General features: G+C 65.1%; 14 protein-coding genes. 2 read left to right on the top strand and 12 right to left on the bottom strand.

The genetic code is table 11. The annotated features are described in order from the left end of the window. Positions 1-7: 7 nt before the first annotated feature. Together GR167_RS17375 and GR167_RS17380 are read right to left on the bottom strand one after the other, a co-directional pair. Positions 8-826 (bottom strand): helix-turn-helix domain-containing protein, encoded by an 819-nt coding sequence (locus GR167_RS17375; RefSeq protein WP_160975001.1) that lies wholly within the window; start codon positions 824-826, stop codon positions 8-10. Positions 827-937: 111 nt separating this feature from the next. After that, the gene (locus tag GR167_RS17380; RefSeq protein ID WP_160975002.1) at positions 938-2,689 is read right to left on the bottom strand and encodes a feruloyl-CoA synthase; all 1,752 of its coding nucleotides are present in this window, start codon (positions 2,687-2,689) and stop codon (positions 938-940) included. 116 nt (positions 2,690-2,805) lie between these two features. Between GR167_RS17380 and GR167_RS17385 the strand changes: the two genes are divergently transcribed. Beyond that, complete coding sequence (locus tag GR167_RS17385) at positions 2,806-3,282, top strand: DUF3237 domain-containing protein (RefSeq protein WP_160975003.1); 477 nt, start codon at positions 2,806-2,808, stop codon at positions 3,280-3,282. Here GR167_RS17385 and modC read toward each other — a convergent pair. The 4 genes from modC to GR167_RS17405 form a co-directional block, all read right to left on the bottom strand. Beyond that, the gene (gene modC / locus GR167_RS17390) at positions 3,249-4,370 is read right to left on the bottom strand and encodes a molybdenum ABC transporter ATP-binding protein (protein WP_160975004.1); all 1,122 of its coding nucleotides are present in this window, start codon (positions 4,368-4,370) and stop codon (positions 3,249-3,251) included. The two genes, GR167_RS17385 and modC, sit on opposite strands and share 34 nt — an antisense overlap. Beyond that, a complete protein-coding gene (modB, locus tag GR167_RS17395; RefSeq protein WP_160975005.1) occupies positions 4,367-5,062 on the bottom strand; it encodes a molybdate ABC transporter permease subunit in 696 nt (231 codons plus the stop codon). The genes modC and modB overlap by 4 nt, the downstream gene beginning before the upstream one ends. 165 nt (positions 5,063-5,227) lie before the next feature. Further along, positions 5,228-6,265, bottom strand: coding sequence for a TRAP transporter substrate-binding protein (locus GR167_RS17400; RefSeq protein WP_160975006.1), 1,038 nt, complete (start codon positions 6,263-6,265; stop codon positions 5,228-5,230). A gap of 89 nt (positions 6,266-6,354) precedes the next feature. After that, positions 6,355-7,545, bottom strand: coding sequence for a cytochrome P450 (locus GR167_RS17405; RefSeq protein ID WP_160975007.1), 1,191 nt, complete (start codon positions 7,543-7,545; stop codon positions 6,355-6,357). A gap of 107 nt (positions 7,546-7,652) precedes the next feature. On the opposite strand from GR167_RS17405, the gene GR167_RS17410 reads away from it, so the two are divergent. Beyond that, positions 7,653-8,567 carry a LysR family transcriptional regulator gene (locus tag GR167_RS17410; RefSeq protein ID WP_160975008.1) on the top strand — a complete coding sequence of 305 codons (915 nt, stop codon included), beginning with the start codon at positions 7,653-7,655 and terminating at the stop codon, positions 8,565-8,567. Positions 8,568-8,589: 22 nt separating this feature from the next. Here GR167_RS17410 and GR167_RS17415 read toward each other — a convergent pair whose 3' ends face one another. The 6 genes from GR167_RS17415 to GR167_RS17440 all read right to left on the bottom strand — a co-directional run bounded on the left by GR167_RS17415 (position 8,590) and on the right by GR167_RS17440 (position 15,101). Next, complete coding sequence (locus tag GR167_RS17415) at positions 8,590-8,901, bottom strand: ArsR/SmtB family transcription factor (RefSeq protein ID WP_160975009.1); 312 nt, start codon at positions 8,899-8,901, stop codon at positions 8,590-8,592. A gap of 314 nt (positions 8,902-9,215) precedes the next feature. Further along, the gene (locus GR167_RS17420) at positions 9,216-10,307 is read right to left on the bottom strand and encodes a Zn-dependent alcohol dehydrogenase (protein ID WP_160975010.1); all 1,092 of its coding nucleotides are present in this window, start codon (positions 10,305-10,307) and stop codon (positions 9,216-9,218) included. 102 nt (positions 10,308-10,409) lie between these two features. After that, positions 10,410-11,663 carry a TCR/Tet family MFS transporter gene (locus GR167_RS17425; protein WP_370741341.1) on the bottom strand — a complete coding sequence of 418 codons (1,254 nt, stop codon included), beginning with the start codon at positions 11,661-11,663 and terminating at the stop codon, positions 10,410-10,412. 38 nt (positions 11,664-11,701) lie between these two features. Then, a complete protein-coding gene (locus GR167_RS17430; protein ID WP_160975012.1) occupies positions 11,702-13,030 on the bottom strand; it encodes a class-II fumarase/aspartase family protein in 1,329 nt (442 codons plus the stop codon). 3 nt (positions 13,031-13,033) lie between these two features. Further along, complete coding sequence (locus tag GR167_RS17435; protein ID WP_160975013.1) at positions 13,034-13,744, bottom strand: alpha/beta fold hydrolase; 711 nt, start codon at positions 13,742-13,744, stop codon at positions 13,034-13,036. Positions 13,745-13,913: 169 nt separating this feature from the next. After that, a complete protein-coding gene (locus tag GR167_RS17440) occupies positions 13,914-15,101 on the bottom strand; it encodes a hypothetical protein (RefSeq protein WP_160975014.1) in 1,188 nt (395 codons plus the stop codon). Positions 15,102-15,240: the final 139 nt, after the last annotated feature.

Below are 15,240 nucleotides of genomic sequence, written 5' to 3' on the forward strand. Positions count from 1 at the left end.
TCGCGCCCTAGGGCATTACCCGGTCCGGTCCCAGCGTATAGCCCGCCCCGGCAAAGACCTTCAGGTTGCGCGACCCGTTGCGGATCGAACGTGGCTTCAGCCCGTAGGTGCGGCGGATCGAATGACTGAAATGGCTGCTGTCGGGATATCCCAGTTCCAGCGCCACCTCGGTCAGGCTGTCGCTGCCATTGGCGTGATCCAGGAACCGCCGCGCCCGCTTCCACATCCGCAGCGAGCGGAAGGCGATGCCGGTGTTTTCCTTGAACAGGTGCAGGAAACGCGAGGTCGACAGCCCCGCCTGCGCCGCCAGGTCGTCGGCGCTCAGCGCGTTGTCCTCGATCTCGGCGCAGATCGTGCGCATCACCGCCGCGATCCGGGCATCCATCCGGCGCGGCGTCAGCGCGTCGCCCAGGAACAACTGATCAAAAGCACGGTCGGTGAAGCCTTCGGCGCCGACGCTTGCCGCCAGATGCGGTTCCGCCGCCCGGATGCGCCGGGCCAGATCCGCCCCCTGTTCCGGGTCGTTGGCGCGTGCAATCAGACTGGCCTGCGCCCGGTCGGACAGGCTTTCGGGTTCGAACCCGAGGTTGAGGATCCTGCCGCAGGGCGACACCAATCGGTGGGTTTCATAGGGGCGCAACGCCGCGATCTGGCGGTTTTCGAACGGGCCGGATTTTCCGAAGCCGATGTCGAAACCGCCCTCGGGGGCGACATAGATGGTGATGCCGCCCAGGCAGCGGGGCTTGCCCGAATTGCCCAGCAGACCGGAATAGAAAAACCGGTCGCGCCCAATGGCCATCTGGCCCGTCGTCCAAGGACTGGTCATCTGCATTCCTCCCGGGGCCGAGCGTGGCGCGGGGGGCAGGGGGTGTCAATTCGCCGGGCCCCCGGTTTTGCCCGGGCCCGGCGAAATGGCGCAACGTCACTTCGCGCGGGATCAGAGGAAGCTGACGCCGCGCGGGGCCTGGTAAAGCTGTTCCACCGCTGCGGGCCGTTCGCGGATCACCGCGCGCTGGTTGATCGATCCCTTGTCGGTGGCTTCGCCCTTGTCCAGGTCGGGCGGCGCGGTCAGCACCACCATGCGGCGCACCCGGTTGGAACTGCCGGTCGCGGCGGCGGCGAAGCTGTCGAGCTTGTTTTGCAAAGCGGGCAGGTCGGCGTCAGTCACGCCCTCGGCGGGAAATACCAGCGCGCCCAGTTCCTCGCGGTTTTCGCCGACGATCACCGCGTCGCGGATCAGCCCTTCGAAATGATCGACCAGCCTGGCGCGCAACGCCCCCACCGCGACCCACGTGCCGGTGGCGAGCTTGAAGTTTTCCGCGATCCGCCCGTCGAAGAAGAACCCCTTGGTCAGGTCGTCGGGATCGGCGGGGCGCAAAGCGTCGCCCAGCAGGTAGAACCCTTCTTCGTCGAAATGCTCGGCGGTGGTCTTGGCGTCCTGGTAATAGCCCTGGGTGATCGAGGGGCTTTTCAGCCGCGCTTCGAGCTTGTCCTCGTTCGGCACCAGTTTCAGGGTGATGCCGCGCGCAGGAACGCCCACGTTGCCCGGCGCGTCCTGCTGTTCGGTGCACATCAGCGCGAACGGCCCGGTTTCGGTCGCGCCAAGCGCCGTGGTCAGCAGCACGTCATGCCCGGCCACGTCCCGCGCCATCTGCAGCAACCCGTCCCAGATATGCTGCGCCATGCCGGCGCCCGCATACATCATCATGTCGAGCTGGGCGAAGAACTTCTCGGCCAATGCCCGGTCCTTGCGGAATTCGTCGAGCAGCATTTCGTACCCGGCGGGCACGTTGAAATACCAGGTCGGCGAAATTTCATGCAGGTTGCGCAGGGTTTCCCCGATCAGATGCGGGGTGGGTTTGCCTTCGTCGATGTAATAGCTGCCGCCGTTGCACAGCACCATGTTGAACACCTTGTTGCCGCTGGCGGTATGGCTCCACGGGGCCCAGTCGACGACGACCGGCGGATGGTCGCGCAGGAAGCGGAAGCAATCGGCGACCATGTCCTGATTGCGGGCAAGCATGTCATGGGTGTTGATCACGGCCTTGGGGCTGCCGGTCGATCCGGAGGTGAACAGGTATTTTGCCACCATGTCGCCGGTCAGAGCATCGAAGGCCGCGTCGGCCTTGGCCGGATCGCCCGTGAGGCCCGCGATGTCCATCATGTCGCCGGTGGGGGCGCTGGCGGCTACTTTCGTGTCGGGTGTGCGGATGGCGTCGATCGCCTTGGCGTATCGCGCGCCGTCCGAGGCGAAGATCAGCCCGGGTCGCAACAGTTCGGCCACGCCGATCAGCTTGTCATGGGTTTCCGAAACCAGCGAAAACGCGGTGGACACCGCGGCGCTCGGCACGCCGACATATTGCGCCGCCAGTGCCAGGATCGCGTGGTCGAGCGAATTTTCCGACAGGATCAGCACCGGACGGTCCTGCGACAGCCCCAGGTCAAGCAGCGCCGCGCCAAGGCTGCGCACCCGCTCATGCACCTGCCCGTAGCTCAGCCGCCGCCAGTCGCCGCCGTCGGCGCGCTGCGCCAGATAGGTCGCCTCGGGCGTGGTGTCGGCCCAGTATTTCAGCCGTGCCGGGATGGTATCGGCCAGCCGTTCGGCCTGACCGGGATGTTCCATCAGAATGGTCCCGTCATCGCGTTTTTCCACGCGGAATTCCGGCGCCCAGAACTGCGCTCGCGTCATGAATGTCTCCTCCCATAGGGGAATGGCGCAAGAAGACTCGCCATATCCCATAATTGATATATACTATAACTATCTCTGTGAGGGCGAGCAAGAATTTAAGCCGGGAGGAGTTTGAAATGACCGTTGAACCGATGCTGGGGCAGCCGTCGCTGCGACATGTCTGCGACCTGTTCGTGACGCTTGATCCGATCCGTGAAATGGGGGCAGGGCGCGCCGGGCAGAGGCGGATCATCCCGATCATCGGCGGCCGGGTCGAAGGGCCGGAACTGAACGGGCGTATCCTGAACCTCGGGGCCGATTGGCAAACGATCTGGGCTGGTGGCGTGGCGGAACTCGACACCCGCTATGCGATCGAGACCGATGACGGCGCGGTGGTCGAGATCCGCAACTACGGATACCGCCACGGGCCGGACGAGGTGATCGCCGCCATCGCGCGGGGCGAAGAGGTCGATCCGGCGCGCTATTACATGCGGACCCATGCGCGGCTGGAAAGCGGCGATCCGCGCTATGACTGGGTGAACCGGACCCTGTTCGTCGGCACCGGCGCGCGCAAGGACGGTCAGGTGGTGGTGTCGCTTTTCGCCATCGACTGATCCCCGGCGCCGATATCGGCGCGGGCGACCGACACGGATTTGACGATGGCATAGCATTCGGTGCCCGGTTTCAGGTCCAGCGCAGCGGCAGACCGCTTGGTGACCCGGGCGAGGATCTGATCATCGCCCGCCTGCATCTGCACCATCGCGCCCGGCCCGCCGCCGGTGCGGATCGAGGTGACGGTTCCGGGCAGCGTGTTCAGCGCCGACACCCGCCCCGGCGGGTCGAGCGACAGCATCACGTCATTGGCGTGGATACGCACCCGTACGTGATCGCCGGGATTGCCGCCGATGCGGGGCAGGAACAACTTCGCCCCGGCAGCGGCCAATTCTGTCAGCCCGTCGTCGTGATGCGTCACCACCGTGGCGCTGAGCACCGACCCCGCTTCGCGCAGCCCGATGGCCGGGGCCAGCGCGGGGTCCGACATCACCTCTTCGGTGGGGCCGGTTTTCAGCACCTTGCCCTTGTCCAGCAGAACCACCGTGGTTGCCAGCCGCGCCACTTCGGCCACCGAATGGCTGACATAGAGGATCGGGATGTCGGTGTCGTCGCGCAGCCGTTCCAGATAGGGCAGGATTTCCGCCTTGCGCGCCTCGTCCAGCGCCGCCAGCGGTTCGTCCATCAGCAGCATCAGCGGCTGCGACAGCAGCGCCCGGCCGATCGCCACCCGCTGCTTTTCGCCGCCCGACAGGGCGCCGGGGCGGCGGTCCAGCAGGGCACCGATGCCCAGCATCTCGACCAGGCGGGATTCCTCGGCATCGCTGCCGCGGGTCTTGGAAAACCAGCGGCCGTAGTGCAGGTTCTGCCGCACCGTCAGGTGCGGGAACAGGCGGGCCTCCTGAAACACATATCCGACGCGGCGCTTGTGCGGTGGCAGGCACAGGCCCTTTTCGGTGTCGCACAGCAGCCTGCCGCCGACCTCGACACGGGCCTGATCGGGGCGCAGCAGGCCGGACACGGCATTGACCAGTGTGGTCTTGCCCGACCCGGAACTGCCGAAGAGGGCAGTAACCCCGGCCGGGGCCTCGAACGAGGCGTCGAGCGTGAAGCCCCCGAAATGGTGTTGGACCGAAACCGACAGGGTCATGCGCCGGACACCCGTTTCTGGGCGCGGCGCGCCAGCACCTCGGACAGGATCAGCGCGCCCATCGCGATACTCACCGACACCGCCACCAAGCGCAGGGCGGAGGCTTCGCCGCCCGGCACCTGCAGGAAGGTGTAGATGGCGGAAGGAAGGGTCTGGGTCTGGCCGGGAATGTTGGACACGAAGGTGATGGTGGCGCCGAATTCGCCCATCGCCTTGGCAAAGCCCAGGATCGCCCCGGCGATGATGCCGGGCAGGATCAGCGGCAGCGTGACGGTGACGAAGACCCAAGGGCGCGACGCTCCCAGCGTCCCGGCGGCCTGTTCCAGCTTGGGGTCGACCGCTTCCAGCGCCAGCCGGATCGCCCGCACCATCAGCGGAAACCCCATGATCCCGGCGGCCAGCGCCGCCCCGGTCCAGCGGAAGGCAAAGACGATCCCCAATGTGTCGTAAAGCCACGCCCCCACCGGCGCGCGCCGGCCGAAGGTCATCAGCAGCAGGTAACCGGTGACAACGGGCGGCAGGATCAGCGGCAGGTGCACGATCCCGTTCAGCAGCTGCTTGCCCCAGAAGTCGCGCCGCGCCAGCAGGGCGGCGACGAAGATCGCGAAGGGCAGCGACACCAGCGTGGCCCAGAACGACACCCGCAGCGACAGCGCGACGGCGGTCCATTCTTCGGGGCTGAGGAAATCCATCTGCGGCAGGTCGCTTCGGTTGTGGTGGTTCGGCGGCAAACGTGGCGCAGGAAAATCCGATTGGCAACCGCGCCTGTCGGAAAATCTTGGTGCTTTCCCGCAGCGGTAACGAAAACAGCCGCCCCGGGGGGCGGCTGTCGCTGTTCGTGTGAGTGGTCGCGGGCGTCAGCCGCCGTGTTTCTTGATCAGTGCCTTGGCCTGTTCGATCAGGGCGTTGCCGTCGATGCCCTTGCTTTCCATATCGGCGACCCAGCGGGCGATCACCGGTTCGGCCTTTTTCTTGAAGCGGGCGACTTCGGCCTCGTCCAGGGTGACGATGGTGTTGCCCGCCGCCACGGCGATGTCGCGGCCCGGCTTGTCATAGTCATACATGACCTTGGCTGCGAATTCGGCCAGGTTCTGCCCCGATTCCGCGTCGATGGCGGCGCGCATGTCCTCGGGCAGGCTGTCGTATTTGTCGCGGTTCATCACCATCACGATGGTCGCGGTATAAAGCGCCTCGTCGCCGGAGAATTCGGCGTGGTTGTGGACCAGTTCCGACAGCTTGATCGCGGGCGTCACTTCCCACGGGATCACGGTGCCGTCGATCACGCCCTTGGACAAAGCTTCAGGCACCGCCGGCAGCGGCATGCCGACCGGGGTCGCGCCCAGTTCGCCCAGCAGGTCGCTGATCACCCGGGTCGGGCCGCGCAGCTTCTTGCCTTCGAGGTCTTCCAGCTTGGTGACGGGTTCTTTGGTGTGGATCAGGCCGGGGCCATGGACCCAGGCGCCCAGCACCTTGACCGCGCTGTATTCACTGTCCTGCAGGTCGGTTTCGACCATTTCCTGGAACGCCTTCGCGGTGGCGATCGGGTCGGTCATCATGAAGGGCAGTTCGAACACCTCGGTGCGCGGGAAGCGGCCGGGGGTGTAGCCCACCACCACCATGATGATGTCGGCCACGCCGTCGATTGCCTGGTCCATCAGGTCCGACGGGCGCCCGCCCAGCGACATCGCGTCGAAATGTTCAATCTTCAGCTTGCCGCCGGTGCGTTCCTCGACCCGCTGGGCCCAGGGTTTCAGGATGTGTTTGGGCACCGTCGCGGGCGGCGGCAGGAACTGGTGCAGGGTCAGGGTGACATCCTGCGCGAAGGCCGCGACCGGCGTCAGGCTCAGGGCCAGCGCCGCCGCGGCTGCTGTTTTCAGCAGATTACGTTTTTTCATTTTTCCTCCCATGAATGGCCAGCTGTCCCGGCCCCTGTTGAAATCCGCCGCCCTGCGCTCCTCCCCGCAGGGCGGCGGGTCCGTGAGTGTTAATTCAGTGTCACCGGCAAATGCCGCGGCCCGCGGAACCCGAAGCCATAGAAATCGACCTTGGACGGATCGGGCAGCGTCATGTTCGGGAACCGGTCGAACAGCATCGGCAGCATGATATGGGCCAGCATCCGCCGCGCCACATGGGTGCCCTGGCAGAAATGCGGCCCGTTGCCGAAGGCCTGGTGCGGCTGTTTTTGCCGGAAGATGTTGAACAGGTGGCCGTCCTCGTAGAGGTCTTCGTCGTGATTGGCCGAGGCCTGGATCGTCATCACCGTGTCGCCCTTGGGGATGAAATGCCCGCGGATTTCTGTGTCCTCGGTCACCAGCCGCGACGAGGCCTGGATCGGCGCGACCCAACGGACGCCTTCCTCGAAGGCCTGCAGCCACATGCCGTCGGCCTTGCAGGCATCGAACTGGTCGGGGTTGCTCAGCAGCCCGTAGATGATCGTCAGCAGCGCGTCGCGCGGTTCGTTGATGCCGCCGCCGATGGCGATTTTCACATTGGCGTAGATCTGCGACTTGGGGATCGGGTCCTCGGCATTCACCATCACCGACAGCGCCGATTGGTTCGGATCCTTCCGGTGGCGGTCCGCCGCCTTGTCGAACAGCGCGTCCATTTCGTCGTTGGCCGCGTCGCATTGCGCGAACAATTCATCCGCCCAGCCGAAATTGCCGGCGCCGTCGATTAGGATCTGGCTCCAGCGCTGCATGTCGTCGGGGCTGGCTTCGGGTATGCCCAGCAGGTGCGACAGGGTATGGGCGGCAAACGGCCCGGCCAGCGTTGGGAACAGATCGACGGTTTCGCCGCGCGGCAGGGCGGCGACGTAGTTCTCGGCGATCTCGGTATAGATCGGGGTCCAGCACTGGGTGATGTTCTTGGCCGAAAACGACGGCGCCATCGCACCGCGTTCGCGCGCGTGTTCCTCGCCGTCCTTGCGCATCAAGGTGTGGGCGCGGAAGGCGCGTTCCATCGGCGTGTTGGGGTCGTTGGCGCTGAACAGCTCGGGCGTGTCCTTGACGTATTTGGTGTCTTCCGCCTTGGTCAGCAGGGTCCGGCCCACCGATTTCACCCGCAGCACGGGGGATTCGGCGCGCAGCCGCTTGTAGATCGGATACGGGTCGAGCGTGAGCTGCTGAATCGTGATCGATTCATCGAGCGGCGCGAGATTGTCTATGGTGCCGGCCATCGTTCCCTCCCCAGAACGTGAACGGGGACCAGAGTAGGATTTGCGCTTTCATTCGACAATCCGATGAAATTGATATACCGGATCGAAAAAGTCGATGGAGGTGCCCCGTGTCGTCCTTTGATCCGATGACGGTCGATTTCGCCGCGCTGAAAGTGTTGCGGCTGGTGCATGCGCACGGGTCCTTCACCCGCGCGGCCGAGGCATTGGGGGTGAACCAGTCCACCGTCAGCTATGCGATCGACCGGCTGCGCAAGGTGTTCAAGGACCCGCTTTTCGTGCGCCAGGGCGCCGGGATCGTCGCCACCGACCGCTGCGAGGAAATCGTCGCGGTGGCAGGGCGGATGGTCGATGAATTCGCGGCGCTGAGCGAACCGCTCGACTTTGACCCGGCCAATGCCCGCGCGACCATCACCCTGTCGTGCAATTTCTACGAACGGGTCACGCTGGTGCCGCCACTGGTGCGGCGGCTGCGCGAACTGGCGCCGGGGCTGAAGCTCGACATCATCTCATCGACGGTGCTGGGCAAGGAACAGCTGGCGCGCGGCGAAAGCGACCTGCTGGCCGGGCCGGTGCAGATCACCGAGGGCGGTTTTTACGGCCGCGGTTTGATCGGCGATCACTATGTCTGCGTGATGGCGCCGGAAAATCCGCTGGCGGATCGGGTGCTGGATGCGGAAAGCTACGTGGCGGTGCCGCAGGTGGTGGTGAATTACGGCGGTAACTGGCGGTCGCGCTACCTTGTCGAGCTTGACGCGGCGGGATTGGCGCTGAACGCGGTGATGGAGGTGCCAAGCCCGGCCAACCTGCCCGATATCCTGACCGGCACCGATCTGATCGCCACGGTGCCGCTGCGCATCGCGCGCGCCTATGGCGATCGGGTGGCGATCGGGCAATGCCCGTTTCCCGCGCCGTTTAGCATCGACCTCTATTGGACGTCGCGCACCCACCATTCGGCGATGTATAAATGGGTGCGCGGGGTGCTGGGACGGATCGCGGACGAACTGAACCAGGACAGGATCTAGCGCCGCTGCACGGATAGGGGCCTCAGCAGGTCACCTTGCCTTCGGGATTGTCCTCGGGACCGCAGAACAGCCGGTATAGCAGGCTGATCACCTCATAGGTGTTGTTGTCGGCCAGCGAGTAATAGATCGTCTTGCCTTCGCGGCGGGTGGTGACCAGCCCTTCTTCGCGCAGCCGGGCCAGCATCTGGCTGACCGCCGCCTGACGGATGCCCAGCAGATTTTCCAGCTCGCCCACGGATTTTTCGCCGGAGCCAAGGTGGCACAGGATCATCAGTCGGCCTTCATGGGCCAGGGTCTTGAGATAGGCCGCGGCGGTTTCCGCGCTGCGGGCCATTTCCGAAGGTGGGGCGGGTGGTGTTTGCTGGTTCACGTTTCGATACAATCCTCGTCTTTCCAGATTTCATAGCACGTCTTTTCGCAGAGAGCGAGATCGGCGCTGCGTTGTCTGGGTTCCGCCTTCAAATTGGTTCTCTTGCAGGCTATTCGCAAGGGGGGGCTGCATTTCCAGATGCAGTTTGACGCCGGAACAGGTGTTGCGCGGGCCGATGGTCGGCCGGTCCCGATATCCTGGGGCGGCAGGCCTCCCGGATGGCGTCGAGGTCTTTCAGATGCATGACGGCCCTCTTTCAAGGGCCGTCTCAATCAGGATCAGCCGTGATCGAAAATGATCACGTTGCGCCGGGCGGCGCCGGTCTTGGTGTCGGCGATCGCTTCGTTGATCTGCTCCAGCGTCCAGCGGCCGGAAATCAGCTCGTCCAGCTTCAGCCGGTTCTGCTGATACAGGTCCACCATCCAGGGGATATCGCGCTTGATCACCACGTCACCCATTTTCGACCCGATCATGCTTTGGCCCATATCGGCGACCAGCAGCGGCGAATAGGTCGACGACTTGTCGAAATGCGGCATGCCGACCATGATCACCTTGCCGCCATTGCCGATATAGCGCGGCGCGACGTCGTAAACCGGGGCCACGCCCACGGTGACCAGCACCACGTCGGCGCCGCGGCCCAGCAGTTTCTTGACCGCGTTCCATGGCTTGGGGTCGCTTGCCAGCACGCCGTCGGTGGCGCCGAATTCCTTCGCCACGTCCAGCTTGTCGGGGTTCATGTCGACCGCGACGATGCGGCGCGCCCCGGCGATCCGCGCGCCCTGGATGGCGTTCAGCCCGACACCGCCGGCGCCGATCACCACCACGTCCTGACCCGGACGGATGCCGGCAGCATTCACCGCCGCGCCAACCCCGGTGATCACCCCGCAGGACAACAGCGAGGCCACGTCCTTGGCCATGTCGCCGGGGATTTTCACGATCTGGCTTTGATCGACGACGACCTTTTCGGCGAAGGCGCCGGTTTCCATCGCCTGGTAGACCGCGTCGCCCTCGGTTGTCGTGATCGGCCCCTTGGAGTGGTCGACGGGGGTTTCGCAGATGGTCGGCTTGCCGCTGCCGCAGCTGTTGCAGTGACCGCAAGCGCGGATCAGCGTCACTGCGACGCTGTCGCCGATCGCAAACCCCTGCACCCCGGCGCCGATGGCGGTGATGCGCCCGGCCGCTTCGTGGCCGTAGACGGCGGGCAGGGAACCGCCAAAGCCGCCTTCCCAGTAAGAAATGTCGGAATGGCAGATCGCGACCGCGTCGACGATCACCTCGACCTCGCCCATTTCGGGCGCGCGCAGTTCGACCTCCTCGATCACCAGCGGCGCACCGTATTCGTGGCAGACGGCTGCTTTGACTTTCGACATGAGATTCCCCCCTCTTCAGTTCGCCCGAAACCTGCACCAGTGGCGGATTTTACCGCAAGTGCGAAATTTGGTTTTACCATGCGAAATACGGGCGACGCTACGTCAATTTTCCGGACGGGCGACGCGGGCGAAAATCATCAGCGCCAGCGCCATCATCACGGCGGCCAGAAGGAAGGGCGCGCCGGGCAGGTAAAGTGCCGCGCCATCGCGGGTGAACATCGCGAAGATCTGCGTCATCACGATCGGCCCCGCGATCATCGCGACCGAGGTGACGCTGGACAGCACGCCCTGCAATTCGCCCTGGCTGTCATCGGGGGTGGCGCGTGACAGGATGCCCTGCAGCGCCGGCAGCCCCACCGCGCCGAGGCAGATCACCGGGATCAAGGCCAGCGTTACGGTGCCGGAGGAGAGGAATACCAGGATCAGCAGGGTAGCGCATTCGATGCTCAGCCCGATAAGCACGGTGCGGGTTTCCCCGAAACGCCGGATCGCGGGGGCGACCAGCATCCCCTGTGCCGCCGCCATGAAGAGCCCGTAAAGCGCCAGCGACACCCCGATCATGCCAGGCGACCAGCCGAAGCGTTCGGTGCAGAAATAGGCCCAGATCGCCGGGTAGACCACGTTGGCCATCTGGTAGAAGAAGAACACCAGCGACAACGGCCGGATCGCGGGCAGGTGGGCCAGCCCTTTGAAGGCGGAAAACGGGTTGGCGCCGCGCCAGTAAAAGGTCCGGCGGGTTCTGTCGGTCACCGTTTCGGGCAGGATCAGCGCGCCGAAGATCGCGTTGCCAAGCGCCAGCGCGGCGGCAAGGTAAAACGGCGCCCGCGTGCCGTATTCCGCCAGCAGCCCGCCCAGCACCGGGCCCAGAACGAAACCCGCCCCGAAGGCCGCGCCGATCAGGCCGAAGTTGCGCGCCTTGTTTTCGGGCGCGGAAATGTCGGCCATGAAGGCGTTGGCGGTGGAATGGGTGGCCGCCGTGATGCCGCCGACGATGCGCCCCGCCAGCAGCAGCCAGATCGTCCCGGCCAGCGCCATCACCAGGTAATCCGCCGCCATCACCACCAGCGACACCAGCAGCACCGGCCGCCGCCCGAAGGCATCCGACAGCCGCCCCAGCAGCGGCCCGAACAGGAATTGCATCACCGCGAAGGAGGTCGACAGGATGCCGCCCCAGATCGCCGCATCGGCCAACCCGCCGCCGCCGACTTCGCGGATCAACCCGGGCATGACGGGCATGATCAACCCGATCCCCATCGCGTCGATGACCACGGTCATCAGGATGAAAAGGATCGCGAATCTGTTGGTCATCTGAAAAGGCCTGTCTGAAATCGCGGCCTTGGGCCGTGGCTGGACGATAGGCCCAAGGGGCCGGGCTGAAAAGCCCCGACCCGAGGTCAGATCGCCTTGACCGCCTGCGCGAAGGCGCGGGCTTCAATCGGCGCGTGGCCGGTCTGCTGCGCCGGATCGAACACCCCGTCCAGCGGCAGGTCGGGATAGGCCGCGCGGGCCAGATCGGACAGTTCCGCGCCGCTTTGCGCGGCCTGCTTGCACAGCGCCTTCACCGCCGCCTGCGCCTCGGGGCGGGGCATGTGGGCGGCCAGCCGGAACGACAGCGCCTCGGCATGGATCAGCCCCTGACCGTCGCGCAGCGCCGCCGCCATCGCCTCGGCTTCGGGCGACAGGCTGGCGGCCAGCGCCTTGCCATGTTCCAAGGCCGAAGCGGTGGCAAGGCAAAGCTGCGGCAGGGTCATCCATTCGGTGAACCACGCGGCGCCGTCGCGGTCCTGCCGGTGCAGCCCCGCGCCCTGCAGGATCGCGTTCAGTCCCACGACCTGCCGCGACAGCGCGACCAGGGCCGAGGGCGCGACCGGGTTCTGTTTCTGCGGCATGGTGGAGGAACTGCCGCCGCCGCCCAGCGTCACCTCAGCGATGCCGGTCTGGGTCAGCAGAAGCAGATCCTCGCCCAGCTTACCAAGCGCCGCCGCCAGCCGGGTCAGCCAGCCGGACAGCGCCAGAATCGGCCCGCGGTCGGCGTGCCAGCTGCGCCCCGGGTCGTTCAGGTTCAGCGCCTTGGCCAGCGCCGCGCGCATCTCTGCCGCCTCGGGACCCAGTTCCGACCCGGTTCCGGCGGCCCCCGACAGCGATACCCACAGCACCTGTTCGCGCAGGCGGGGCAAGTCGTTCAGCAGGTCGAGCAGCGGCGCGCCCCAGCGGGCCGCGGTGGCGCCGAAGGTGATCGGGGTGGCATGCAGCCCCCAGGTACGCCCGGCCATCGGCAGGTCCGCATGGGCCTCGGCCAGCCGCGCAAGGTCGCCAAGTGTCTGTTTCAGCCCGGTTTCCACATGGGTCAGGTATTGTCGCAGCCGCAGCACCAGCGCGGTGTCGATGATATCCTGCGACGTCGCGCCCCAATGCACGTATTGCGCATGTTCCGGCGCCTCCATCAGCTTGCGGAACGCCGCCACCAGACCGGGCACGCTGACGCCGTTCTGCCCGGTCGCTTCGGCCAGCCCGCCGGGATCGATCTGCAGCTCCATCGACGAGCGGTGGATGAACTGGGCCGACAGGTCGGGGATCACGCCCATCTGGCCCTGCACCTTGGCCAATGCGCCTTCGACCAGCAGCATCGCACGTACCTCGGCGCTGTCGGTGAACAGCCGCCCGGCGTCGCCCGAGGGGAACAGGCGGTGATAAAGCTCCGAGGTGAAAACCGACGCGGCCATGGCTTATCCTTTTGCGATCTGGTCGAGGATGCGCGCCAACCCGTCGGGGTCGGCGAAGAAGGGCGAATGGGCGCAGTCCATAGTGAAGACATGATCGCTTGGCCAGTCCTCGGTCATCGTCACCTGGTATTCCGGCGGGATCGCCCGGTCGTCGGCGCAGCGGATGTAACTTCTTGGCACGCTTGCGTAATTTTTGCCTGTCTCGACCGGAACGGAGGTCGGCTGGGTGGCCTGAATGCACAGCCTGTCGCGGGCAAAGTCGACCGTGCCCTCGGGGCAGTCGTGATAGAACACGTCGCCGATCATGTCGGGATCGGCGGTCCAGCCGGTGCGGTCCTCGGTCATCCGGATCGCGGGCAGAAGCGGCTGGTAGGGGGCTTCCATCCGCATCTGCGCCAGTGACAGGCCGGGCTTGGGCACATAGGCGCAGAGGTAGACTAAGTGCTGGAAATTCAACGGGTTGCGTTCGGCGGCGAGGGTGATCGGGTAGCCGCCCATCGAATGGCCCACCACGATCATCGGATGATCCAGCGCATCGAGGATGGCATCGGCATAGAGATCGAGCGTAACCTCTTGATAAGGCGTGGTATCTTCGCCATGCCCGGGCAGGTCGATGGCCTTTGCCCGATGTCCCAGCCGTTCCAGCGCCGGGACCACGTCGCGCCAGCACCAGGCGCCGTGCCCGGCCCCGTGGACCAATAGAAATTCCGCCATTTCCCCCCCTCATGGCGCACAGAAGTTTGTCGCCATTTGTGCAATACGTACCGGGGTTTTGTACAAATGCCCCAAGGCGCGCGCAAGCGCTGGGAAGGGGAGAGGGCAGGGGGCGTATTCGGGGCGCCGCCCAGCGGGAATCGGCGGCGCAGCCCCCTTAGGGCCGTGGCTACGGATTGGACGTGCGCGCGATTGTGACCTTGTGACCGATGGCACCGTCCCTGCCCGGGTTGTCCGGGTCGAACAGGCAATCGCCGCTTGCATCGCCGCTGAAAGTATCCCCAGAGAACCGGCTGGCAGCCCATCGCAAGGCATAGGTCTTGCCGCCATCCTGCGTCCTGAAGAACCAGTACCTGTCGTCGGTTCCCTTCACATCCTCGACCTTCTTTTCCTCGTTGCCCCATCCGTCGCGGAACAGCGTCCAGGTGCCGGAAATTTCCCCGAGTTCGAAATTCACATGGGCCTTGTTGCTGGCGACCTCGCTGTGCATGTCGTTGGCGTCCTCGGGCCAGTAATGCCCGGTCAGGGTCAGATCCAGGCGCGTGTGGAGGTATTTGTCGGACTTGTAGGTATAGCTGACATGAACGGTCGTGCCGCCGACCGACGCTTCACAGGTTTCAACGTGCCGTTCCTCCGCGTCCTTGTTGTAAAACTCCGCCTCCCAGGAATATCTGCCGTCGAGCAGCGCGGCTTTCTGTGCCTCCTCCTGCCCGGCAGGGGCCGGTTTGCCGGTGTCTTCCGCGCATGTTTCCGGTGCGCTGTCTTTCGCTGCGAACTTTTCCATCTCTTCCGCGATGATCTTTTCCAGCACGTCCTTGTCGGGAAGCTTGCCGAGGGGCGCGGCAAGGTAGACGAGCCGGGGGCCTGCATCGGTCATTCTCAGGGCGACCTTGATGTTCAGGGTCTCCATGCCTCCGCCTCCGCCGAAGGAGCAGGACGACACCAGTTCGACAACCCGGTCGCCGGCGCGCAATTGCTCCCTGGTGTCGAAGGCGATTCTGGAGCAGACAAAACCTGCGATCGGGCCGAGAACCGGCGATGACACCGAAACGCCCGTGCCGATGATCGTGCACAGCATCAGGGAACTCGTTTGTTCCGCCGCTCGCAACTCGTTCGTGTAGGTGAGAGCCGCCTCTTCGGTCATGAAATCGATGACGTTCCGCCCCTCCACGCATCCGGTATGGTTGTCGTTCAGGGTGAGGCTGCTGGTCAGATACATGCGCTTTCCATCCGCCTCGACCTGCTTGCAGGCAGAGCGGGTTTCGCTTGCGGTCGCGTGGCCTGCAGCCGAGACCACGGCAAGGACCGTGAATGCCACCGTGAATCCCAAGGCGACGAATTTCTGAATCTTTTCCATCTCAGTCACTTTGGTTGGGAAAATGAACGTCGTGGAAAAATATATTGCGGGATTTTCAGGGGGCCTTGATGCAGGTCAACGGCCGCTTCGGCTTGAACCGCCGCAGGCAACCTCCTACATGGGCGGGAGTTTCACATAA

It is taken from the genome of Thalassovita mangrovi (assembly GCF_009857745.1).
GTDB classification, from domain to species: Bacteria; Pseudomonadota; Alphaproteobacteria; order Rhodobacterales; family Rhodobacteraceae; genus Thalassobius; species Thalassobius mangrovi.

What these genes read in the sequence shown, in the direction of transcription:
- GR167_RS17375 (WP_160975001.1), bottom strand. Translation starts at nt 826, where the DNA reads ATGACCAGTCCTTGGACGACGGGCCAGATGGCCATTGGGCGCGACCGG.
- GR167_RS17380 (WP_160975002.1), bottom strand. Translation starts at nt 2,689, where the DNA reads ATGACGCGAGCGCAGTTCTGGGCGCCGGAATTCCGCGTGGAAAAACGC.
- GR167_RS17385 (WP_160975003.1), top strand. Translation starts at nt 2,806, where the DNA reads ATGACCGTTGAACCGATGCTGGGGCAGCCGTCGCTGCGACATGTCTGC.
- modC (WP_160975004.1), bottom strand. Translation starts at nt 4,370, where the DNA reads ATGACCCTGTCGGTTTCGGTCCAACACCATTTCGGGGGCTTCACGCTC.
- modB (WP_160975005.1), bottom strand. Translation starts at nt 5,062, where the DNA reads ATGGATTTCCTCAGCCCCGAAGAATGGACCGCCGTCGCGCTGTCGCTG.
- GR167_RS17400 (WP_160975006.1), bottom strand. Translation starts at nt 6,265, where the DNA reads ATGAAAAAACGTAATCTGCTGAAAACAGCAGCCGCGGCGGCGCTGGCC.
- GR167_RS17405 (WP_160975007.1), bottom strand. Translation starts at nt 7,545, where the DNA reads ATGGCCGGCACCATAGACAATCTCGCGCCGCTCGATGAATCGATCACG.
- GR167_RS17415 (WP_160975009.1), bottom strand. Translation starts at nt 8,901, where the DNA reads ATGGCCCGCAGCGCGGAAACCGCCGCGGCCTATCTCAAGACCCTGGCC.
- GR167_RS17420 (WP_160975010.1), bottom strand. Translation starts at nt 10,307, where the DNA reads ATGTCGAAAGTCAAAGCAGCCGTCTGCCACGAATACGGTGCGCCGCTG.
- GR167_RS17430 (WP_160975012.1), bottom strand. Translation starts at nt 13,030, where the DNA reads ATGGCCGCGTCGGTTTTCACCTCGGAGCTTTATCACCGCCTGTTCCCC.
- GR167_RS17435 (WP_160975013.1), bottom strand. Translation starts at nt 13,744, where the DNA reads ATGGCGGAATTTCTATTGGTCCACGGGGCCGGGCACGGCGCCTGGTGC.
- GR167_RS17440 (WP_160975014.1), bottom strand. Translation starts at nt 15,101, where the DNA reads ATGGAAAAGATTCAGAAATTCGTCGCCTTGGGATTCACGGTGGCATTC.